This is a genomic window from Mesorhizobium sp. L103C131B0 (assembly GCF_000502275.1).
Lineage (GTDB): Bacteria > Pseudomonadota > Alphaproteobacteria > Rhizobiales > Rhizobiaceae > Mesorhizobium.
Genome location: NZ_AYXC01000006.1, coordinates 94,130 through 113,617, shown reverse-complemented (window position 1 = coordinate 113,617; position 19,488 = coordinate 94,130). Strand labels below are relative to the sequence as shown.

Sequence of the window (19,488 nt, the reverse complement as noted above, 5' to 3'; positions counted from 1 at the left end):
AGCCGAGACGACGCCGATGCTGCTTTTCCGCTTCAGAGTGGCATCGGCGTCAAATGAGGCCTTCACGGAGACTACAGGTGTCGTCACCGCTGACGTTAAGGTTCCTTGGTTTGCCCAACCATTTTTGCAAGCTCTGAAAATGGTGGGATGTCCAGTTCGCCTTGCGCGTTGTTTGCGATCTGCAGAAGCCGGATCGGGAAGCAGATCGCGTCACGGTTGGCCGGTGTCATGTCTTCGTAGGTCCGCTCGTCACTTGTCATGGACGCCTCTGCCTTTCGCAGGGCGGTATCGATCTCGTCAATTGACAGCAGACCTTTGTGAACGAGCAGATTGTTGATTGACGCGACCGCCATCATCAACCCTTCAAGCTGAAGATTGGCAACGTTCATGGCTTGACCGTGTTTCCGCCGCCCGGCCTCGCCGGGGCGTTCTGGCCATCGGATTGGTGCGTCTTGTCATCCACTTCATTGACTGGCCGCGTCAGACCGACCCCACTCTTGGGTTTCTTGTTGCCGGCCGCATCCTGAGAGAACGCATCCGAAGGATCAGGACCTGTTCTAGCCGGGTACTTCGTTGCGCCGGTCTCGCGACGGTTTTCATTATCAGGCATTTTTGATCACTCCAATCGGATGACCGATAACCATTACGAGCCCGGCGAGTTCCGGCGCCGCATGGAACATTTCTGGCCGTAGGTGCAGAGACAAGCGGGCGTGTCTCGGCAATCGCGCCTCGCGCACTGGCGGCAGGTCTCGCTTTCGTTGCCGACAGCACTAGGTTGCTCGTTGAGGTAAAAGGAATTCCCCATGCGGGTGGCACGCGAAGCCTGGGTTCTTGGCAAGGAGAGCATCCTCGGATTCATCAACGACAATGCCCTCAGCCACGGTGCGGCGATGGCATTCTATGCCGTTACGTCCCTGGCCCCGATCTTGTTGATCGTTGTTGCGATTGCTGGACTTGTCTTTGGGCATGAAGCAGCTCAACTCGCTCTGTCGGCCGAAATCGCAGGCGTGATGGGATCGCAAACCGGCGACCTTCTGCGCAGCACCATCGAAAGCGCTTCTCACAGAACCGCCGGCACTGTTGCCACTTTGGTGGGCATTGTCACCCTCTTCGTGACAGCCTCAGGGGTGTTTGGCGAAATGCAGCTTTCGCTCAACACAATCTGGAAGATTGAGCCACCACCCATGTCTGTGTCGCGATTGGTGCGGGCGCGGGCGGCCAGCCTGGGTCTGGTTGCAGCGTTGGGATTTCTACTGCTTGTCTCGTTGGCGGCGAGCGCCGCCATTTCCGCACTTGGCGCTGCCATCAACGCCCATCTGCCGTTCGGCACGATCATTCTCGCGTCGATAAACGGCATTGTATCGTTCGTGCTGATTTCCGCTCTGTTTGCCGCGATCTTCAAGATCCTGCCGGACCGGTCGCTCGCTTGGCGCGATGTCGCAATTGGCGCGGCAGTGACCGCTTTGCTCTTCACCATCGGCAAGTCGCTGATTGGCTGGTATATCGGAACCAGCGCGATCGCATCCTCCTATGGCGCGGCGGGTGCACTGCTGGTCGTGCTGCTTTGGGTTTACTATTCGTCTGAGATATTCCTGCTCGGCGCCGAGTTCACGCGGGCCTATTCCGTCCGTCTCGGCAGTCGGTCCGACCTTCAACCGATAGTGGAGGCAGAGAGCCCGTCGCGACAGACATCGAACCCTGGGCCAACCATCCAGCGCGAGGTGCAGGCCTGGATTGTGATCACGGGTTTGCTGACCTTCGTGGCGACACGGGTCTGGCCATCGCGGCGATCTTAGCTGCTTCCCACCAATTCTGTTTCTTTGGAACGCAACCCGGACACCGGAATTGCATAGGAACAGGAGGTTGCCCATGCCAAATTCCGCTTTGAGACGACAGTATCCGGCCAGACTACCGCTCTCGAGGAAGAGCTAGCGAGTGCGGAGATGGCCAGTCCGAGAGCAATAGAGATGGCGCGCGTAGCGGTGGCGGCGGATCCTGGGTCAGGAACCAAGCAATCGGGATCGACTATCAAGGTCTACGATGAAGCCGGATACCTGGTCGCCACAGTCAATTTTTCCGACGTGTTGCCGAGTGATCCGGACGCCGGACAGCATGGGATTGGCGACGCGGTTGTCGAAGAACCGGGTGTGATGCGGTCTGGCTGACCCGTGGTAGATCAGGGTTTCACGTTTCGCTCACGCGATCCCCGGCAGGGCAATTCGCTGAGATCGCGAGGTCCTCGGCCATCATCAGATGCTAGAGCTGAGATTCGATCGGGAGGTGACGGACGAAGACCGCCAGGATACGGCGAAAAAATCCGGCTTCTGGTTCATGCGTATAGTCCTGAATCTTGCCTTCGCCGCATCCATGCCAATGCAGAACATTGTGCTTCAGTTCGAGCCGATAGCTTGTTTCCGGAGATATTTCCGATTGGAATCGATGCCGCAGCTCGGCGACCAATTTCGGATCCTCAAACAGCACGCCCATTTCCGAGTTCAAGGACACTGACCGTGGATCGAAATTGAAGGAACCGACGAAGCCGATATTGTCGTCGACGGTGAAAGCTTTCGTATGCAGACTGGCGCCCTTCGAGCCAAACACCGAGATTGCGGAGCGCCGGTTGAACGGCTGAAGCTCGAAAATATTGACGCCATTCCTCAGCAGCCGCTTGCGATAATTTGCGTAAGCGCCATGGACTGCGGCGACATCCGTGGCGGCCAGGGAATTGGTCAGAACCGAAACGTCAACACCGGCGCCGACAAGGTCCAGCAAGATCGCTGTGCCCCTTTTGCCGGGGATGAAATAGGGCGACACAATTTCCAGACACCCGCGCGTGGATTGGATGATCGGACGCAGCTCTTTCATAAGCCAGCTGCGACGTCTCCAACCACGAACCTTCTCCGGCGGATCGGAAATGACCCGCACGCCATCCACCCAATGAACGTCGTTGCTGGCCGCAATAAACTCCGTGATCGAGCCCCGGTTGCCGATGCCGTTCAAGAATTTGGGATCGGGGCCGGTATCGCTTCCTTCAAGCCATTTGGCATGCTCATGCTCAGCCACTGATCCCAAGGTTTTGATTGGCTTGGCTTCATTGCAAGCCCAGAAGGCATCGAATATCGCCGCGGTTTGCCGTACCGCAGGCCCCAGGAGCAGCAGATCGAGGTCCCGGAAATTGGTTTCTGCCGCATCGAAATAGGCATCGCCAACATTCCGACCGCCGACAATGGCAAATTTGTCGTCAACGATCCAAGCCTTGTTGTGCATCCGTCGCGTCAATGCAAAGAGCCGCAACAGCACTTCCACACCACGCATGATCCGGCCGCGCCTGATACCGCTCGGATTGAACAACTTCAATTCGATGTTTGGATGGTTGTTCAGCGCCAGATATGCCGCATCATTTTTACGCGGATTGACGTCGTCAAGGAGCATGCGCACCCGAACACCGCGCTCAGCAGCTCGAAAAACCTCGCGAAGCAGCAAGCGGCCGGTGTGGTCATCATGCCAAAGGTAATACATCAGGTCGAGGCTGCGCTCAGCGCTCCTTGCCGCCAGCACGCGCACAGCGAAAGCGTCATAATTGTCCGAGACAAGCAGCAAGCCGCTCTTGCCGGTTTTGATGTTGTCGTCTGCGGTTCGCGAAAGTGATACGTCCATAAAAATTGCCACCTTTGGACGGTGCTCGCTGCCATCCCGCTCAAATCATAGCTAGAACCATTCTGAGGTATTCTGGTTGCATACGCATTGTCCAATCACCCAATTGCTGGATGCAAGCAGGGCCAGCAATCAAGCGGCTGCAGAGCGGTCAGGAGGCTTGAGAGGCGTTGCCCCGACTGCTCTGCTGCCGCCGCGGAACTTGCGTCTCCTGCAGTCAGACCGCACGACCGTTGGCGGGAGCCCGATGGCGTGCGCCCCGCCGCGGCTCTTCGACGAGAATGACGTGGTCGTTGTTCTCAGTGAAGCGCAGGACCCTTTAAATTTAGATATCTCCATTATCCCGGAACCGGGTTCGGGTTTCCGAGTTAAGAAAATGCTCGCGACGGGCAATTTTCAACAGAGGAGACGGCACAATGCCCACTGCCAAGAAAGCCAATGGCAACAACAAGGACCTGGAGGACCTTTTCCTCGATGGCCTCAAAGACATCTACTATGCCGAGAAGAAAATTCTGAAAGCCTTGCCGAAGATGGCCAAAGGCGCATCCGAAGAGCAAGTTTCGGCAGCATTCGAGAAGCACCTCGCTGAAACCGAGGGGCAGGTCGAACGTCTGGAGGAGGTCTTCGAGATTCTCGGCGCGGCCGCGCGCGGCAAAACCTGCCCGGCGATCGACGGCATCCTGGAGGAAGGATCTGAAATCCTTCAGGAGTACAAGGGTTCGACTTCGCTCGATGCAGGGCTCGTCGGTGCCGCGCAAGCCGTGGAGCACTATGAGATTGCCAGGTATGGAACCCTGATTGCCTGGGCTACGACGCTCGGCAAGGACGACGTGGTTGCGCTCCTCAATGCGACACTTGAGGAGGAGAAGGCCACCGACGAGGCGCTGACTGCCCTCGGTGAAGCCGGCGTCAACGAACGAGCGGCAGAACGGAAAGCGGCTTGATTGATCGCCTACCCAACCGCCTCGGCGACCTATGTGCCGAGGCGGTCCCGGGAGATGAAGGACATGATCACGCATATCTACAAAGGACTGGAATGTTTCCTGCTTGAGTGTTCGGCCGCGCTGGTCAGGCGCCGCGCCCTTGGTGGTTCGCGCAGCGATCCTCGGCAGTTGCGAGAACAGCGCAGAGATGAGTTCAGGGCCCGCAAAGGCGCCGAATGAGCGCCAAGATGGAGAGTCGGATGGGCTTCTTTGGAAAATATTTCTCAGGACTGTTGAGCAAGAAATCGACTGACGGCAAGGGGAGCGGCGATATGCGTAAAGCTACCGGCGCGGGTCCGGCGATTGCCGCGCATTCCAAAGATGCAAAGACATCCGCTGCTTCCGGTCAAAGCACCAATGCTTCGAGCAAAAATGCAGATGGACGATGACAAAAGGCAAGATTTGGCTACCGACCCTATGTCGCATCGAAGCGGCGCAAAGACGTTAAATCGTCGAGATGACCCGCATCGCAACCTTCAACGTCAATGGCGTCAACGGCCGACTGCCAGTGCTTCTCAAGTGGCTTGGCGAAACCGGCTATGACATCGTCTGCCTTCAAGAACTGAAGACCTCTGACGAAAAATATCCCGTCGATGCGATTAGAAACGCCGGCTATGGCGCAATCTGGCACGGACAGAAGTCCTACAATGGCGTGGCAATCCTCGCTCGCGGGATTGAGCCGCTGGAACGTCGTCGAGGTCTGCCGGGCGATCCCGACGATTCGCACAGCCGCTACATCGAGGCAGATGTGAATGGGCTTGTTGTCGGCTGCCTGTATTTGCCCAATGGCAATCCAGCGCCGGGGCCGAAGTTCGACTACAAACTTCGCTGGTTCCAACGTTTGATCACCTATGGCCAGGTGCTGCTCGGCGATAGCTCACCGACCATCCTGTGCGGCGACTATAACGTCGTTCCAGGCTCGATCGACGCGGCGGTGCCGGGGCGCTGGGTTGGCGATGCCGTTTACTTCCCCGAGAGCCGGAGCGCGTACGCCGAAATGCTTGCTCAGGGCTGGATCGATGCCGTCCGTCGCATTCATCCAGAAAAGGGAATTTACACCTATTGGAACTTCTCCTACCGCGGCGGGTACGATCGGAGTTCCGGGCTCCGGATGGACCATCTCTTGCTGAGTTCATCCCTATTGGATCGCCTGAAGAATGCCGGAGTAGATGCCGAAACGCGTGCATGGGACAAGCCGAGCGATCATGCGCCAGCCTGGATAGAACTTGATTGAGCTTCCTCGGCAAGGAGCCTGAAGACCTGGTGGCGCTCCTTCGTGATTAGATTTGGCCGCATGTCTATCGCCAACAATGAGGACTGCCGGCGCCAAGCGATTCAAAGGACGCAATGATGACAAACACTCAAAAGGAAGCTGAACTGATTGCGCGCCTTGCACGCCAGCATGGCGTCACTGATGGCGCTGTCATGGCTGTCCTTGAGGCGTTGCGGCGTGGTGGTGGAACCATGGCCCAGTTCAGCCACGTCGACTTCGGAGGAATGTCACAATGGTCCTCCGGCATGACGATGGTCGGCGACATGTTCGATGACAGCCTCAAGGCGAAGCTCAACACTATCGCGGCGGAGCTCTCGGCCTACCTGCGCGATCATCCCGCCAAGCCACAACGCGACGACACGAGCTATCATTCTGCAGCTATGGCCCACGCCGGCTCATGGTGGCCTGAGGAGTTTGGGAGCCCATCTGCCGCTGGTTCTCAAAACAATATGCGCTACGCAGCGTTTCCTGAGCAAAGCCGCCTGGTCATCGACGATCATGGAAAGATGGAGATTTATGACACAGGCGACCATCGCATATCCGGTGTTTCGCAGAGCCAGAGCACGGACTCCACCCTGACCTTTGTCAGCCAGCACGGCGTGGTCCGCGTATCTGATCTCAAGCGCGTATCTGCGACGTAGGTCAGGGCCGCTTCAATGCAGACAGTCACGCTCATCGGCTATCTCGCGACCGTCTGCTCGATGAGCAGTTTCACCCCGCAAGCCTGGAAAATCATCAGGACACGAGAGACAAGCGGCATCTCCGCACCGATGTATGCCATCACTGTGTTGGGCTTCGCCTTGTGGCTGGCCTTCGGCATCATGAAGGCAGAGTGGCCGATCATAATCACGAATGGCGTCTGTCTCCTGCTGTCAGCCTTCATTCTCACAATGACAGTCCTGCCGCAGGCTGAGAAAGACGCAGTTGCCAAGGCTTTCGACCCCGACGACTAAAGCGCGTCGCGTTTGAACGGACTCAGAAAACGCGCGCTTTGGGTCTTTGTTTTATGCATCTCGTCGTCTCAAAACCGGAGCCACTTTTGAGCGACATGCATTAGCGCTTCCAACTTTTCAGAAGCGGACCTTGGCTACCATATGCAGGATCCTTGCGCGGACGCCCCACCTTGGGGATGGTTGCGAGCGCATCGCTATGCTGATCCTTGCTCCTACATTCGTCATAAGTCCCAAACGGAGGATACGCGCCGACAACCAAAAAATCATCGGATGCCGAGAGGCATTGGTGCCCGGGCCTGCCGGGAGGACCGCGACGTCGCCAGCCTTCAGCGACAGCGTTCGTCCTTTCTTGCCCCCAAACCGGACTTCAGCATTTCCGCGGGCAATGCCCAGAACCTCGTGTATTTGCGAATGATAGTGAACGTAATCATAGATGCCGTTTCGCCAGCTATCGCCCCATCCGTTTGCATCGAAAAGCACCTCCATGACGGCTGCTGGATCAAGTCCTTCGGGCAATTCGACGGCGCCTCGATAAACGACGAGCGGCCATGCTGGATTATTGGGTACAAGTCCATCATCCTTGAACCAGAACTCATTCGACTTTCGCTGCCTCACAAATCCGGCGACAGCTTGCTTGCGCGGTCTTGCGAAACCGGTGACGTTCTCGATCACTTTCTTGCTGGTTTCCAAAATGCTCATCGACGCTGCCTCTAAAGCAGAGGTTAGTTTAGCCGCTCGCTCAGAGCTCGACCTTTGCGTTGTCGCCCACATTCGGCTTGGCGCCGGTAACGGCCGCAAACACCATCGTTGCGGTAGCCATGATTAGCCCCGGGCTGTCCCACAATTCGCCTTCGTCGGGTTTGACCGTTATCAGACGAATCTCGGGATCATCGGCATTATCCCACCAGGCTGCGTCAGTTTTCTCCCAGAGTTCGGTGATCTTTTCCCTATCATTTGTCACTGTGGCCGGGCCTGACATCGTGACGTATTTGTAGTGGCTGTTGTCACTCCAGGCCAATGTGACCTTTGGATAGGTCGACAGTTGCTCGCTCTTGGCGCTGTCGTCATTGACGAGGAAGTATATGGCGTTTTCTTCACGGACCACACGCGCAGATAGCGGACGGGCTCGATTGTACTCGCCGTCCCAGGTCACAAACATGCAGACGTCGATGTCCTCGGCGAGTTCCCAGATGCGGTCTGTTGCCTCGGCGGGCGTTAGGTCCGTCTGCTGCTCTCGGCGGTTAGCCATAAGCGTCCTCCTGCGGGTGAATATCCTCGCTTACAACTCACGTCCCGCCACGACGTTCCGACTCACTGGGTCCTTCGGCTTGCTAAAGCGGTGGAACTTTCGAAATTGCCGGAAGTTTGGATGGCAAACGCGAGGCCATGATGGCGGACAAGACGCTTCGAACATCAAGACGGACACCCGAGCAGGACGCTAAGGGTCAGTCGGAAAAGGACCACAAGGGCGGCGGAAACGATGGCGTCGCCAGCGCCGATCCGCGGGTGATCTCCGGCAAAAAAGACGGCGACGCGACATTCCCTGTCAAGGGACCGAAGAAATAGCTATGAGCCCATTAGTCGGGCATCTGGCGGTGTCATCGATGCGCGGAGACAATTGACGAACGGGCTGAAATCATTTCGCGATGACACTTTGCTACCGTCACCGACGCGGATCACCTTCAACCCTCCGGAGTTCCATGGCCGCATGACGCGGATCCGCCTCAAGGCGCTAATGGCAGCCTGGAATCACGCGACCTTTGAAAAGAGAGCGACGTCGCATCTGGCCAAACCATAGCGCCATCGGTGATCGGTTGTGGCAACCCGGCTCTGGTAGAACAGTGAAAGCTGACTGCCATCGATCATCACTGTCGAGTGGCCGTTCTCGCCCGGTTGACCTGGCTCCAGCACCGGGCCGATCGAAACGTAAGGTCCGCTGACCTCGTCGGCTATGGCAAAAAACACCCGTTGCCGGTTTCCCCGAAGGCCGTCCGGAAGAAAGCACGTGGCATTGAGAAGGACCCGGCCGTCCGGCAATTCGATCAGTTGCGCGCCCTCAATGCCCCATTCGTAGTCGGGATCATCTCTGGTGTTATGGTGGGGAACATCGTTGTGGTCGAGGATTTTGCCGATCCGCTTCCACGGACCGAACCACGAGTCGGACTGGCTACGCGCCAGATAGATGTCGGGCTGAGGCACCCTGGTGAATTTTGGCATAGCCGAATAAACGAGGTAGCGCCCACCGCCAATGACTGCTGGATGCGGATCGTAAATGCCGTCCTCTTCCGTGTCCGGGATGGCCAGAATGGCCGGACTGAGGACTACCCAATGGAACCCGTCGTTGGAAACCGCATGCTCGCAACGGCCACCCGACTTCATGAATTCCGTCTGAATGAACATGTGGAAGACGCCGCACTCGTGGGTCACACCGGGAGCCGCAACACCAGTGCCGTTGATTGGAAGTTCGATCGGATCATGCTCGGCCCACGGCCCATAAAGATCGGGCGCCGTGGCATGCAAGATTCTCCACGTCTCGGTGGTGACCGTGCCGCTTGACCCGAAGACGTGCCAGACACGGCCATCGAAGACAGGACACGGGTCCTTGAGATCATCCACGCTTTGCGGATGAAACAGTGGAAAAACGTTGGTTTCAAAGTTGATGTTCATGTCAGCCCCGGAATTCGCCTCGGCAGTCGGAGACGCGCAGAGATACAGGCGAATCATTGATGTTAGGCACATTCTATAGCCAACGAGTTGAACGCAAATACGGCAATGCCGCTGTCCACCAGCATTCGTCGTTCAACCACGCTTTCAGTGGCGGCCGGGTCCCGACAGCCGCCCTCGCCTACGCAACCAGATCCCGCTTCGTGCGTGGACCAAGCGGGCGACCGGGCCTTCTTCATTTCAGTTGGAACAACTCACCTGATCGAAAGTTAGGAGCTGGAACTAAGTAGTTCTCTCCATTCGCGATTAACAAATGTTAATCGTAACATAAATAGTGTCACAGAGGGAGTATGTCAATGGAAGCGGCCTTTGGCGGGGTAACCGGCAGTCAATATGTTCGTCGCGAAAATATACTGGTTTGCTTCTCCCACTTACGATGGAATTTTGTTCACCAGCGTCCGCAGCATCTCCTCACTCTCGCATCCGCTCAGCAGCGAGTGGTCTACTTTGAAGAACCCGTTTTCGAAGAATTGCCGCAGCCGCTGATGCGGACGAGCGTGGCATCGGAAAACATTCTGATTGTCACACCAGTGCTGCCGCTTGGCACGTCGGCCGCGAAAGCAGATGCCGTCCAGCGGAGATTTGTGCAGCAGACCATCGCTTCTATGCCGCATAGCCGGCTGATCGCCTGGTACTACACCCCAATGGCTCTTCGCTTTACGGAATTCCTCGACCCAGACATATGCGTCTATGACTGCATGGACGAACTCTCTGCGTTCAGGAATGCGCCCCCCGAGCTGTGCCAGATGGAAAAGGCGCTTCTGCGCCGCGCGGATCTGGTTTTCACCGGTGGTCTAAGCTTGTTCGAGACCAAGCGTCACCTCCATCCCGCCATCTTTCCATTTCCGAGCAGCATCGATGTGAGGCACTTTCACACCGCAAGACGGCCAGGAAGGGACCCAGCCGACCAGGCGGGCATTCCTTCCCCGAGGGTTGGATATTTCGGCGTCATCGACGAGCGGCTGGACGTCGATCTCGTGGCGCTAGCGGCAAAGACAATGCCGGACGTGCATTTCGTCATGCTCGGTCCGGTTGTCAAGATCGACCCTGCAAGCCTGCCGCAAGCCGAAAACCTGCATTGGCTTGGCCCGAAAGCCTACTGCGATCTGCCCGACTATTTGCGCCATTGGGACGCCGGATGGATGCCGTTTGCCCTCAACGAGGCGACGCGTTTCATCAGCCCGACCAAGACGCCGGAATTTCTCGCGGCGGGTCTGCCGGTGATCTCGACGGCAATCGTCGACGTGGTGCGCAGTTACGGTGCTGCCGGGCTGGTGGAAATCGCCGACTGTGACGATCTGGAAATCAAGCTGCGCTCCGTCCTTTCGCGACCGCGTCAGATGCTCCTGCAGCAAGTCGATGCCTATCTTGCGGACATGTCCTGGGAACGGACATGGAATGCCATGGCAGCTCACATTGAGCGCGCCTACCAACGCAAGAAGGTCGTGCCCCTTCGCAGGAGTGCATAGCCATGTTCGATTGGCTGATCGTCGGCGCGGGTTTCGCCGGCAGTGTGCTTGCCGAACGGATAGCGTCGCAGCGTCAGGAAAGCGTTTTGCTGATCGATCGCCGCAGCCATGTGGGAGGCAACGCCTACGACTGCTACAATGAAGCCGGCATCCTCATCCATCGCTACGGCCCGCACATCTTCCACACCAACAGCCAAACGATCGTGGACCACCTTTCGCAGTTCACGCAATGGCGGCCGTACGAGCACAGGGTGTTGGCGGCCGTGGACGGGCAACTGGTTCCCATCCCGATCAATCTCGACACCATCAACCGGCTTTACGGGCTAGACCTGACCTCGGCACAGCTGGAGGATTTCTTCGCGTCGCGACGCGAAACGGTGGAGGATGTCCGAACGGCTGAGGACGTCGTCGTCAGCACCGTGGGGCGCGAGCTCTATGAAAAATTCTTCCGCGGCTACACAAGAAAGCAATGGGGCGTCGATCCCAGTCAGCTGAGCAAATCCGTGACGGCACGAGTGCCGACCAGGACCAACCGTGACGACCGCTATTTCAGCGACAGCTTCCAGAAAATGCCGGCCGGCGGGTACACGCGGATGTTCGAACGCATGCTCGATCATCCGAACATCAAGATCATGCTGCAGACCGACTTCCGTGAAATTCGTGAGAAGATACCGTTCAGGCGCATGGTTTATACCGGCCCGATCGATGAATATTTCGGCTGGCAGCTCGGGCACCTTCCGTACCGTTCGCTTCGTTTCGAGCACGTTACACTGGATTGCGAGCAATTTCAGCCGGTTGCCGTGGTCAATTATCCCCAGACGGAAGATTACACGCGCATTACCGAGTACAAACATCTGACCGGCCAGCAGAGTTCGCGGACCAGCCTGACCTACGAATACCCCACGGACATCGGGGACCCGTACTATCCCGTGCCCCGGCCCGAAAACGAAGTGCTCTACAAGCGCTATGAAGCGCTCGCGGCAAGCTGCCCAGACGTCTGGTTTGTCGGTCGGCTTGCAACTTACCGCTATTACAACATGGACCAGGTAGTCGGACAGGCTCTGGCCACTTTCTCGCGCATCCAAAAAAGCCTCCCGGCCTGGGCGCGCACGGACGAGCCGTTGTTGGCCGAGCCGAGAAGATAGTTTCTTTCAAGACGGAAGATCGGGCGGGTATCAGAAGGAGAAACTCGATGGATACAAACTTCAACTCGGAAAGCCGTGAGATATTTATCGTCGGCTTGCGCAACGCGCACGCCATGGAAAATCAAGCGCTGTCGATCATGAAGCCTCAGGTCGAGCGTATAGAGAACTATCCGGAGGTGGCCGATCGCTTGCGCCGGCACATTCAGGAAACCGAAGGCCAGATCACGAGACTCGAGTCCGTCCTGGAGGGCCTTGGCGAGGAGCACTCCACCCTCAAGGACACCGCCTTGTCGATGGTTGGCAGCGTGGCCGCCATTGGACATTCGATGGCCGGCGACGAGATCATCAAGAACAGCCTGGCGAATTTCGCATTCGAGAACTACGAGATTGCTGCCTACAATTCGCTGCTGGTACTGGCCGACGCTGGGGGCTTCCAGGATGCTGAAAGGGCCCTCAAGCAGAACCTGAACGAAGAGGAAGCCATGGCCAACTGGCTCAAGGAAAATCTGAGCGACGTTACCATGCGGTATGCCAGGCTGCGCGAGGCCGGGGCGACTGCAAAAAGCTGATGCACCGCACCGGCGCGGGCGGCGTTTCGAAACAGACGCTCGCCCGCCCCTCCCTCGTTTGAGGCCTCTTCAAGGCGTCGTGTCCGCCACGAGAAGAGCTTGCTGACGGGCCAGTTCATCTGCTGTGGGTTTGCGCAGGTGTCGCCTGCCGTCAGCCTGGATGACGGAAAACAAACCAACCTCGGCATGTCGCGAATTGTCCCAGCCCGGGTAGGCCGTTATCGGGTACAGGCAAATACCCTCGATCGGCGCTCCGAGACTGATTGCGGAACGCACCTCGTCGCAGACATAATGGAGCCAAGCCGGCCCGCCGGATCCCTCGGAGCCGGTCTCCGCAATGAACATCGGCTTGCCGTATCGATGAGCAACTTCTAGCAACATTTCCGACAGGGCGCGGTACTCGTGGTGTCCCATCGGAATCGTCGGCCCGTTTACGTACCATTGATTGTGCGGGTAAAAATTCAAGCCCACGACATCGACAACATCTTCGCTCCCGCCCAACTCAGGTTCGACGCGGCCCAGCAACATGTCGTAAGCTTCGAACTGTCCCTGTCGGGCGTTTTCGGCCCGGCGCCGTTCGCTGCGGGTCCGGTCACGAGGGGCGATATGGATAAGCGGCTCGGCCCAGACAAATCTGCAGGCGGGATCGATCTCCCGCATTGCACGAACACCCGCGATGGCGGCCTTGACGAGGTGCCGCTTGAACCATCCACGTTTGTTCGGCCCCACGCGCGGGAAATAGCCGACCTCGACAGCCCATGCGAAAAACGAGATTTCGTTGATGGGGCACAACAGAGGCGATGTTCCGGTGATCGAACGGTGTACCTTGACGGCTTCTGCCGCGAACGAGGCATAGGCGTCGATGAAATGCAGCGAGCCCTGATCGACATGGTCCGGAGATCCGTAGTGAAAGATGTCCCAGATTACCTGAACACCTGCCGATCGGGCTGCCTCGACCATTGGCGCCCAACTTGACCAGTCATAGGTTCCGGGAGCGGTTTCGATCAAATGCCAACGCAGGCCGTCGCGGATGGTGCGAAGGCCGAGTTCGGCGCAGCCGCGGTAGTCGCCCAGGGCATGCAAATTATGCGAGGTCGCACGAATAAGATCGAGGCGAACGCCGTCCTTGCGCCGGTGCGAGGAGCATTCAAAGCCTGCCATGAAAAAACTGGCGAAGCGCGAAGCTTCCGGAACCGAGGCCTCCGTCTGGCGTCCCACTTCGCTCATTTTTCGAAGTCTCCTTTGGGCAATCGGCTTCGAACTCGGCCGCCTTGTCCGGACCGGGAACCGCGTTGGCGAAATACCGAATTCAGTCGGGCGCGCCCCATGTTCGTTGCTCAGTCCAGCTCGTCCTTGCGTGGCCGGGTAGTGCCGAACCCATTGGTAGAGCCTTTGTTCCGGTGGTGAACTGTCCGGGCGCCGCGTGCAAATGAGGAACAAGGAGGCCCGTCCCAAGTTCGGGGCGATGTACAGCCGCCGTCATCCACTCGAGCGGCTGCTCGGCAACAACAGAGGCATGGGATCACATGACCGTTCAGATTCGACTTTCCGAGATCGACCACGCCAGGCGCGAGGATCGTGGCGACGGCGCTTGGAGCATCGCACCGGACCTGGGTTACTTGCGGCTAGCAATCGTCAATGTCGTGTTCTTCGGCGCACCGGGCAGCGGAGATCGGAACTGGGTGCTGATCGATACCGGGTTGCCGACGTCTCGCAGCAGCATTCTAGCGGTCGCGGAAAAGCGGTTCGGCGTTAACGCACGGCCGGCTGCAATCATCCTGACCCATGGCCATTTCGACCATGTGGGAACGGTTCTAGAACTCGCAAATGGCTGGGACGTGCCTGTCTTCGCCCATCCACTCGAGCACCCCTATTTGGACGGAACCACATCCTATCCGCCACCGGATCCCTGGGTTGGGGGTGGACTGATGGCGCTGCTTTCACCGCTTTTTCCACGCGGGCCAATCGATCTTGGCAGCCGTTTGCAACCCTTGCCCGCCGATGGATCGATCCCCGGAATGCCCGGATGGCAATGGCTGCACACACCCGGACATGCCCCTGGGCATATCTCGCTCTGGCGCGAGCAAGACCGCTCGCTCATTGTAGGAGACGCTTTCATCACCACCGGTCAGGAGTCGGTCTATGAAGTCGCCATTCAGGATCTCGAGATGCACGGTCCGCCGCGCTATTTCACGCCAGACTGGGATGCAGCGGAAAGGTCCGTGAAGCATCTGGCTGCCTTGGGTCCCCAGATGGTCATCAGTGGACACGGTGCGGCTGCTGCGGGAGTGGGCATGCGGCAGGCTCTCGATAACCTGGCTGAGCGATTCAGGGTATTCGCCGTCCCGCCGAAATTGAAATTCGTGCGCGAGCCAGCGTCGCCGATAGCTAGGCCAATCGAGCCGCCATCGTTCTGAAATTATGGTCGGATTGGCCAACGCGGGACCATCGGACAGAGTAACTCGGTCCAGCGGAACAAACCCGGCCGGCGACAGTTGGGGCACTCGCTCAGGGGGCGACACCCTGCGAAGTGCCGCGAGGTTCCGCGCCATGGGGAGGCTCAGATGGAAACCCGATGAACGCATGCCCCTAGCACGCGTTCCCGCAAAGAGAGATTGCAGAGCCGGTGTTGTTGCCATCCAGCCCTAAGTTGACACGCCAACTGCTCTGGATCCTCGGAGGCGCATTCTTGCCCGGTTGCGCGGGGGGAGTGCTCGATCCCCAAGGACCAATTGGCGTCGGCAATCGCACGATCCTTTTGAACTCGCTGGCGGTGATGCTGGTGATCGTTGTTCCCACGCTTGTTGCACTTCTGGCATTCGCCTGGAAGTTCCGCGCCTCGAACAGCAACGCCCGCTATAACCCGGAGTTCACCTATTCGGGACGCGTGGAGTTGATCGTCTGGTCGATCCCGACGCTCACCATCCTGTTCATTGGCGGTCTGATCTACTACGGATCGTATCAGCTCGATCCGCGCAAACCGATCCCTTCTAGCCAGCCGCCGCTCGACATTCAGGTGGTGGCGCTCGACTGGAAATGGCTGTTCCTCTATCCCGAGCAGGGCGTGGGCGCTGTCAATCAACTGGTTATCCCCGCCGGTGTTCCAGTGCGTTTCAAGTTGACCTCGGCCAGCGTGATGAACACGTTCTTCGTGCCCCAGCTTGGCAGCATGGTCTACGTCATGAACGGCATGCAGACCGAATTGCATCTGCAGGCCGACCGCGAGGGCAGCTTTTTCGGCCAGTCGGCGCACTTCAGCGGCGACGGCTTCTCGGATATGAATTTCAGTGTGAGCGCGGTTTCAGCCGATGCCTTCACCCGCTGGGCGTCATCGCTGCGTGGCGGGGGCGGCGTGCTCAACGCCAACGCCTATCGCGAACTCGCCCGGCAAAGCACAAATGTGGCGCCGGCTTCCTTCGGTCATGTCCAGCCTGGGCTGTTCGAAGCGGTCGTTCAGCAGACGCTCCCACCGGGTCCGGGGCCTGCTGAGAGCGCAGCCAGCGGCGAGCCACAGGTGAGCCCAAGGGCATTACCCGCGGCGGCGGCAACGATGACCCATCATCCACAAGGCGCAGAATGACGATGCTGGGCAAGCTCGACTGGTCGGCCGTTCCTTTCGATCAACCTATCCCCCTCGGCGCAGCCCTTGGCGTCTTTCTGGCAGCAGCCGCCGTGCTTGGCTGGATAACGGTGAAGGGCTACTGGCCATATCTGTGGAGCGAGTGGATAAGCTCGGTCGACCACAAGCGCATCGGCGTGATGTACATTGTGCTGGCGATGCTCATGCTTCTTCGTGGTTTTATCGATGCTATCATGATGCGCACACAACAGGTGCTGGCGATTCACGGGCCGGGCTACCTCCCGCCGGAGCATTACGACCAGATCTTTTCCGCGCACGGCACGATCATGATCTTCTTCGCCGCGATGCCGTTCATGATCGGCCTGATGAATTTCGTCGTGCCGCTGCAGCTTGGCGTACGCGATGTCGCTTTTCCGACGCTCAATTCCGTCAGCTTCTGGCTGACGGCTTCCGGAGCCCTGCTGGTCAACATCTCGCTTGTGGTCGGCGAGTTCGCGCGCACCGGCTGGCTGCCCTATGCCCCTTTGTCGGAAACCGCCTACTCGCCGGGCGTCGGTGTCGATTATTATCTGTGGGCGATCCAGATCTCCGGCGTCGGCACGCTGCTCACCGGCGTCAACCTGGTGACGACCATCCTCAAGATGCGGGCGCCGGGAATGGGCTATCTGCGAATGCCGATGTTCTGCTGGACCTCGCTCGCGTCCAACCTGCTCATTGTCGCAGCCTTCCCGATCCTTACCGCCACGCTCGCAATGCTGACGCTGGACCGGTATCTCGGCTTCCACTTCTTCACCAACGAAGCTGGTGGAAATCAGATGATGTTCGTCAACCTGATCTGGGCGTGGGGCCATCCCGAAGTATACATCCTGGTGCTTCCCGCCTTCGGAATCTTTTCCGAGATTTTCTCGACTTTTTCATCGAAGCCGCTGTTCGGATACCGTTCGATGGTCGCGGCCACGATGTTCATCTGCATCGTCTCGTTCATGGTCTGGCTGCATCACTTCTTCACCATGGGTGCCGGAGCGGACGTTAATGCCGCCTTCGGCATCGCCACGTCGGTCATTGCCGTGGGAACCGGTGTGAAAATCTACAACTGGCTCTTCACCATGTATGGCGGGCGCGTTCGTTTCGACACGCCGATGCTTTGGGCATTGGCTTTCGTGACCACCTTCACCGTCGGCGGCATGACTGGCGTCCTGCTTGCCGTCCCGCCGGCCGACTTCGTGCTACACAATTCGCTTTTCCTCGTCGCGCATTTCCATAACGTCATCATCTCGGGCGTGTTGTTTGGAGCATTCGCCGGCTTCACCTACTGGTTCCCCAAGGCGTTCGGTTTCCGTTTGCACGAAGGCTGGGGAAAGGCGGCATTTTGGGTCACCTTGGCCGGCTACATGCTGGTCTTCGTACCGCTCTATATTGTCGGTCTGCTCGGCATGACGCGGCGCCTGCAACATATCGATATGGACCTTTGGGCACCGTGGCTGGTGGTGGCCGCTTTCGGCGTGGTGGTGATGATCGCCGGCGCGGCGCTGCAGATCACACAGCTTTTCGTTTCGGTCCGGCATCGCGACAAGTTTCGCGACGAAACCGGCGACCCGTGGGACGGGCGTTCGCTGGAGTGGTCGACATCTTCTCCTCCTCCTGTCTTCAATTATGCACGGCTGCCTCACGTGGAAGACGAAGAGCCCTACTGGAGCATCAAGCAACGAGGGATCGAACAGAGCTCGGACGAGGAAAAGGCATATGAGCCGATCGAGATGCCTCGCAACAGCCCGACTGGCTTCGTCACCGCCTTCTTCAGCACACTGATCGGCTTCGCGCTGATCTGGCATATATGGTGGCTGGCGATCGTCGGCTTCATCGGCGCCTACGCAACCTTCGTCGTATTCGCCTGGCGCGATCATGGAGACTACGAGATCCCTGTCGACGAGGTCGCCCGCATCGATCATGACCACAAGGCAGCCCAGTTTGCCTGGCTGCGCGGGTGGGAGCGCCCGGCATGAGCGATCACGCATTCTCCGGCGACATCAGCGCCGGCACCCAGGCACGGGACCCGTATCGGCTTAATCACACCGGTCGGCATGCGGTGCGCTCTGCGACGGGCCACGGAGAAGGCGGCCCGGCCTCAAAGTTCGTCACGGTGACCTACGGCTTCTGGATCTTTCTCCTGTCCGACATCATCATGTTCTCGGCATTTTTCGCCACCTACGCCGTGCTCGCCAAGGCAACCGCCGGCGGACCGACAGGCAAGGATCTGTTCGAACCGACACGGGTTGCGGTCCAGACGGGCCTTCTGCTCACTTCGAGCTTCACCGGCGGCGTGGCAACACTCGCCACCCGTCGCAGATCAATGGCTGCCACGCAGTTCTGGCTTCTCGTCACGGGGTTGCTCGGGGCAGCGTTCCTGTTCCTGGAACTACAGGAGTTCGCGGCAATGATCGGCGAGCAGGCAGGCCCCTCGCGCAGCGCATTTCTTTCTGCCTTCTTTGCGCTCGTTGGCTGCCACGGTGCCCACGTCGGTCTCGGCCTGCTCTGGCTGGGAACGATGATGGCGCAGCTGTGGGTCAAGGGCTTTCGGCCCGACATCTTGCGGCGGCTCCACTGCTTCGGGCTCTTCTGGCACGCCCTCGACATCATCTGGGTTGCCATCTTCACCCTGGTCTATCTGCTGGGAGCATCGTCATGACCGAGTTCGAGAGCAAGACCGGCGAGTTGCAGGACCGCCGCGATTCAGCGCCGGGCGAGGAACACATAAGCGAGCACGAAACGGCTGGGGGCCTCTCGGGCTATGTGCTCGGCTTCGGCCTGGCTATCCTGCTCACGATCGCGTCATTCCTGGCGGCGCGAACCGACCTGATTTACCAGCCCGCGGTCATCTCGGCCCTGGTGGTGCTCGCCGTTGCGCAGATGGGCGTGCATCTTGTCTTCTTTCTGCACCTGACCACCGGGCCGGACAACACCAACAACATCCTGGCGCTGGCCTTCGGCGTGCTGATCGTCGCGCTGGTGGTTCTGGGCTCTATCTGGATCATGGCCCATCTGAATGAAAACATGGCTGCCATGACACCCCATCAAGCCGGAACCATGCCTTGAACGCTCCCCGCGAACGCACGGCCGCCCGCAGCGCCATTCGCACGG

Annotated in this window: 24 protein-coding genes; 17 read left to right on the top strand and 7 right to left on the bottom strand. The window is 58.6% G+C overall.

Annotation, left to right across the window (positions count from 1 at the left end; all coding sequences use genetic code 11):
* Positions 1–95 precede the first annotated feature (95 nt).
* The gene (locus X730_RS150725; RefSeq protein WP_023739550.1) at positions 96–389 is read right to left on the bottom strand and encodes a hypothetical protein; all 294 of its coding nucleotides are present in this window, start codon (positions 387–389) and stop codon (positions 96–98) included.
* On the bottom strand, positions 386–610 hold the full coding sequence (locus tag X730_RS1000000167535) for a hypothetical protein (protein ID WP_155921617.1): 225 nt from the start codon (positions 608–610) through the stop codon (positions 386–388). The genes X730_RS150725 and X730_RS1000000167535 overlap by 4 nt, the downstream gene beginning before the upstream one ends.
* A 193-nt stretch (positions 611–803) precedes the next feature.
* Between X730_RS1000000167535 and X730_RS150730 the strand changes: the two genes are divergently transcribed.
* Together X730_RS150730 and X730_RS1000000167530 are read left to right on the top strand one after the other, a co-directional pair.
* Complete coding sequence (locus tag X730_RS150730; RefSeq protein ID WP_023739551.1) at positions 804–1,796, top strand: YihY/virulence factor BrkB family protein; 993 nt, start codon at positions 804–806, stop codon at positions 1,794–1,796.
* A gap of 171 nt (positions 1,797–1,967) precedes the next feature.
* On the top strand, positions 1,968–2,165 hold the full coding sequence (locus X730_RS1000000167530; protein ID WP_023700030.1) for a hypothetical protein: 198 nt from the start codon (positions 1,968–1,970) through the stop codon (positions 2,163–2,165).
* 91 nt (positions 2,166–2,256) lie between these two features.
* Here the strand turns inward: X730_RS1000000167530 and X730_RS150735 are convergent, their stop codons facing one another.
* The gene (locus X730_RS150735; RefSeq protein ID WP_023700029.1) at positions 2,257–3,657 is read right to left on the bottom strand and encodes a phospholipase D family protein; all 1,401 of its coding nucleotides are present in this window, start codon (positions 3,655–3,657) and stop codon (positions 2,257–2,259) included.
* Between the two features lie 413 nt (positions 3,658–4,070).
* Between X730_RS150735 and X730_RS150740 the strand changes: the two genes are divergently transcribed.
* From X730_RS150740 to X730_RS150760, 6 genes are all read left to right on the top strand, one after another.
* Positions 4,071–4,598 (top strand): ferritin-like domain-containing protein, encoded by a 528-nt coding sequence (locus X730_RS150740; RefSeq protein ID WP_023681150.1) that lies wholly within the window; start codon positions 4,071–4,073, stop codon positions 4,596–4,598.
* 54 nt (positions 4,599–4,652) lie between these two features.
* Positions 4,653–4,817 carry a hypothetical protein gene (locus X730_RS150745; RefSeq protein WP_023713350.1) on the top strand — a complete coding sequence of 55 codons (165 nt, stop codon included), beginning with the start codon at positions 4,653–4,655 and terminating at the stop codon, positions 4,815–4,817.
* Positions 4,814–5,026, top strand: coding sequence for a hypothetical protein (locus X730_RS1000000166210; protein ID WP_245259911.1), 213 nt, complete (start codon positions 4,814–4,816; stop codon positions 5,024–5,026). Before X730_RS150745 ends, X730_RS1000000166210 begins: the two co-directional genes overlap by 4 nt.
* Positions 5,027–5,094: 68 nt before the next feature.
* Positions 5,095–5,871, top strand: coding sequence for an exodeoxyribonuclease III (gene xth / locus X730_RS150750; protein ID WP_023700027.1), 777 nt, complete (start codon positions 5,095–5,097; stop codon positions 5,869–5,871).
* A 116-nt stretch (positions 5,872–5,987) separates the two neighbouring features.
* On the top strand, positions 5,988–6,551 hold the full coding sequence (locus X730_RS150755) for a hypothetical protein (RefSeq protein WP_032910046.1): 564 nt from the start codon (positions 5,988–5,990) through the stop codon (positions 6,549–6,551).
* A 15-nt stretch (positions 6,552–6,566) separates the two neighbouring features.
* Entirely contained in the window at positions 6,567–6,863 is a 297-nt protein-coding gene (locus tag X730_RS150760) for a SemiSWEET transporter (protein ID WP_023687830.1), read from the top strand.
* 117 nt (positions 6,864–6,980) lie between these two features.
* On the opposite strand, the gene X730_RS15590 is transcribed toward X730_RS150760, so the two are convergent.
* Both X730_RS15590 and X730_RS150765 read right to left on the bottom strand, forming a co-directional pair.
* Complete coding sequence (locus X730_RS15590) at positions 6,981–7,562, bottom strand: cupin (RefSeq protein ID WP_023826391.1); 582 nt, start codon at positions 7,560–7,562, stop codon at positions 6,981–6,983.
* Positions 7,563–7,602: 40 nt separating this feature from the next.
* Complete coding sequence (locus tag X730_RS150765; protein WP_023700023.1) at positions 7,603–8,112, bottom strand: pyridoxamine 5'-phosphate oxidase family protein; 510 nt, start codon at positions 8,110–8,112, stop codon at positions 7,603–7,605.
* Positions 8,113–8,252: 140 nt separating this feature from the next.
* Here X730_RS150765 and X730_RS150770 point away from each other — a divergent pair, with 140 nt between their 5' ends.
* Positions 8,253–8,429 (top strand): hypothetical protein, encoded by a 177-nt coding sequence (locus X730_RS150770; RefSeq protein WP_155922451.1) that lies wholly within the window; start codon positions 8,253–8,255, stop codon positions 8,427–8,429.
* A gap of 183 nt (positions 8,430–8,612) precedes the next feature.
* Here X730_RS150770 and X730_RS150775 read toward each other — a convergent pair whose 3' ends face one another.
* Entirely contained in the window at positions 8,613–9,530 is a 918-nt protein-coding gene (locus X730_RS150775; protein ID WP_023826390.1) for a hypothetical protein, read from the bottom strand.
* 353 nt (positions 9,531–9,883) lie between these two features.
* On the opposite strand from X730_RS150775, the gene X730_RS150780 reads away from it, so the two are divergent.
* From X730_RS150780 to X730_RS150790, 3 genes are read left to right on the top strand one after another with little or no spacing between them, the layout of a single operon-like run.
* Positions 9,884–11,056 (top strand): glycosyltransferase, encoded by a 1,173-nt coding sequence (locus tag X730_RS150780; protein ID WP_031196947.1) that lies wholly within the window; start codon positions 9,884–9,886, stop codon positions 11,054–11,056.
* Positions 11,057–11,058: 2 nt separating this feature from the next.
* On the top strand, positions 11,059–12,201 hold the full coding sequence (gene glf, locus X730_RS150785) for a UDP-galactopyranose mutase (RefSeq protein WP_023668033.1): 1,143 nt from the start codon (positions 11,059–11,061) through the stop codon (positions 12,199–12,201).
* Between the two features lie 47 nt (positions 12,202–12,248).
* A complete protein-coding gene (locus X730_RS150790) occupies positions 12,249–12,770 on the top strand; it encodes a ferritin-like domain-containing protein (RefSeq protein ID WP_023687824.1) in 522 nt (173 codons plus the stop codon).
* A gap of 69 nt (positions 12,771–12,839) precedes the next feature.
* Here X730_RS150790 and X730_RS150795 read toward each other — a convergent pair whose 3' ends face one another.
* On the bottom strand, positions 12,840–13,997 hold the full coding sequence (locus X730_RS150795) for a hypothetical protein (protein WP_023691420.1): 1,158 nt from the start codon (positions 13,995–13,997) through the stop codon (positions 12,840–12,842).
* Between the two features lie 299 nt (positions 13,998–14,296).
* On the opposite strand from X730_RS150795, the gene X730_RS150800 reads away from it, so the two are divergent.
* From X730_RS150800 to cyoD, 5 genes are all read left to right on the top strand, one after another.
* Positions 14,297–15,187, top strand: coding sequence for an MBL fold metallo-hydrolase (locus X730_RS150800; protein WP_023668030.1), 891 nt, complete (start codon positions 14,297–14,299; stop codon positions 15,185–15,187).
* 197 nt (positions 15,188–15,384) lie between these two features.
* Positions 15,385–16,350, top strand: coding sequence for a ubiquinol oxidase subunit II (gene cyoA / locus X730_RS15635; RefSeq protein ID WP_084627195.1), 966 nt, complete (start codon positions 15,385–15,387; stop codon positions 16,348–16,350).
* A 2-nt stretch (positions 16,351–16,352) separates the two neighbouring features.
* Positions 16,353–18,353, top strand: coding sequence for a cytochrome o ubiquinol oxidase subunit I (gene cyoB, locus X730_RS150805; RefSeq protein ID WP_032910044.1), 2,001 nt, complete (start codon positions 16,353–16,355; stop codon positions 18,351–18,353).
* Positions 18,350–19,036 carry a cytochrome (ubi)quinol oxidase subunit III gene (locus X730_RS150810; protein ID WP_023668027.1) on the top strand — a complete coding sequence of 229 codons (687 nt, stop codon included), beginning with the start codon at positions 18,350–18,352 and terminating at the stop codon, positions 19,034–19,036. Before cyoB ends, X730_RS150810 begins: the two co-directional genes overlap by 4 nt.
* Positions 19,033–19,443, top strand: coding sequence for a cytochrome o ubiquinol oxidase subunit IV (cyoD, locus tag X730_RS150815; protein ID WP_023668026.1), 411 nt, complete (start codon positions 19,033–19,035; stop codon positions 19,441–19,443). Before X730_RS150810 ends, cyoD begins: the two co-directional genes overlap by 4 nt.
* Positions 19,444–19,488 lie beyond the last annotated feature (45 nt).

Bases quoted from the DNA above. Each gene is read 5' to 3' on its own strand.
- X730_RS150725 (WP_023739550.1), bottom strand. From the start codon at position 389: ATGAACGTTGCCAATCTTCAGCTTGAAGGGTTGATGATGGCGGTCGCG.
- X730_RS1000000167535 (WP_155921617.1), bottom strand. From the start codon at position 610: ATGCCTGATAATGAAAACCGTCGCGAGACCGGCGCAACGAAGTACCCG.
- X730_RS150730 (WP_023739551.1), top strand. From the start codon at position 804: ATGCGGGTGGCACGCGAAGCCTGGGTTCTTGGCAAGGAGAGCATCCTC.
- X730_RS1000000167530 (WP_023700030.1), top strand. From the start codon at position 1,968: ATGGCGCGCGTAGCGGTGGCGGCGGATCCTGGGTCAGGAACCAAGCAA.
- X730_RS150735 (WP_023700029.1), bottom strand. From the start codon at position 3,657: ATGGACGTATCACTTTCGCGAACCGCAGACGACAACATCAAAACCGGC.
- X730_RS150740 (WP_023681150.1), top strand. From the start codon at position 4,071: ATGCCCACTGCCAAGAAAGCCAATGGCAACAACAAGGACCTGGAGGAC.
- X730_RS150745 (WP_023713350.1), top strand. From the start codon at position 4,653: ATGAAGGACATGATCACGCATATCTACAAAGGACTGGAATGTTTCCTG.
- X730_RS1000000166210 (WP_245259911.1), top strand. From the start codon at position 4,814: ATGAGCGCCAAGATGGAGAGTCGGATGGGCTTCTTTGGAAAATATTTC.
- xth (WP_023700027.1), top strand. From the start codon at position 5,095: ATGACCCGCATCGCAACCTTCAACGTCAATGGCGTCAACGGCCGACTG.
- X730_RS150755 (WP_032910046.1), top strand. From the start codon at position 5,988: ATGACAAACACTCAAAAGGAAGCTGAACTGATTGCGCGCCTTGCACGC.
- X730_RS150760 (WP_023687830.1), top strand. From the start codon at position 6,567: ATGCAGACAGTCACGCTCATCGGCTATCTCGCGACCGTCTGCTCGATG.
- X730_RS15590 (WP_023826391.1), bottom strand. From the start codon at position 7,562: ATGAGCATTTTGGAAACCAGCAAGAAAGTGATCGAGAACGTCACCGGT.
- X730_RS150765 (WP_023700023.1), bottom strand. From the start codon at position 8,112: ATGGCTAACCGCCGAGAGCAGCAGACGGACCTAACGCCCGCCGAGGCA.
- X730_RS150770 (WP_155922451.1), top strand. From the start codon at position 8,253: ATGGCGGACAAGACGCTTCGAACATCAAGACGGACACCCGAGCAGGAC.
- X730_RS150775 (WP_023826390.1), bottom strand. From the start codon at position 9,530: ATGAACATCAACTTTGAAACCAACGTTTTTCCACTGTTTCATCCGCAA.
- X730_RS150780 (WP_031196947.1), top strand. From the start codon at position 9,884: ATGGAAGCGGCCTTTGGCGGGGTAACCGGCAGTCAATATGTTCGTCGC.
- glf (WP_023668033.1), top strand. From the start codon at position 11,059: ATGTTCGATTGGCTGATCGTCGGCGCGGGTTTCGCCGGCAGTGTGCTT.
- X730_RS150790 (WP_023687824.1), top strand. From the start codon at position 12,249: ATGGATACAAACTTCAACTCGGAAAGCCGTGAGATATTTATCGTCGGC.
- X730_RS150795 (WP_023691420.1), bottom strand. From the start codon at position 13,997: ATGAGCGAAGTGGGACGCCAGACGGAGGCCTCGGTTCCGGAAGCTTCG.
- X730_RS150800 (WP_023668030.1), top strand. From the start codon at position 14,297: ATGACCGTTCAGATTCGACTTTCCGAGATCGACCACGCCAGGCGCGAG.
- cyoB (WP_032910044.1), top strand. From the start codon at position 16,353: ATGCTGGGCAAGCTCGACTGGTCGGCCGTTCCTTTCGATCAACCTATC.
- X730_RS150810 (WP_023668027.1), top strand. From the start codon at position 18,350: ATGAGCGATCACGCATTCTCCGGCGACATCAGCGCCGGCACCCAGGCA.
- cyoD (WP_023668026.1), top strand. From the start codon at position 19,033: ATGACCGAGTTCGAGAGCAAGACCGGCGAGTTGCAGGACCGCCGCGAT.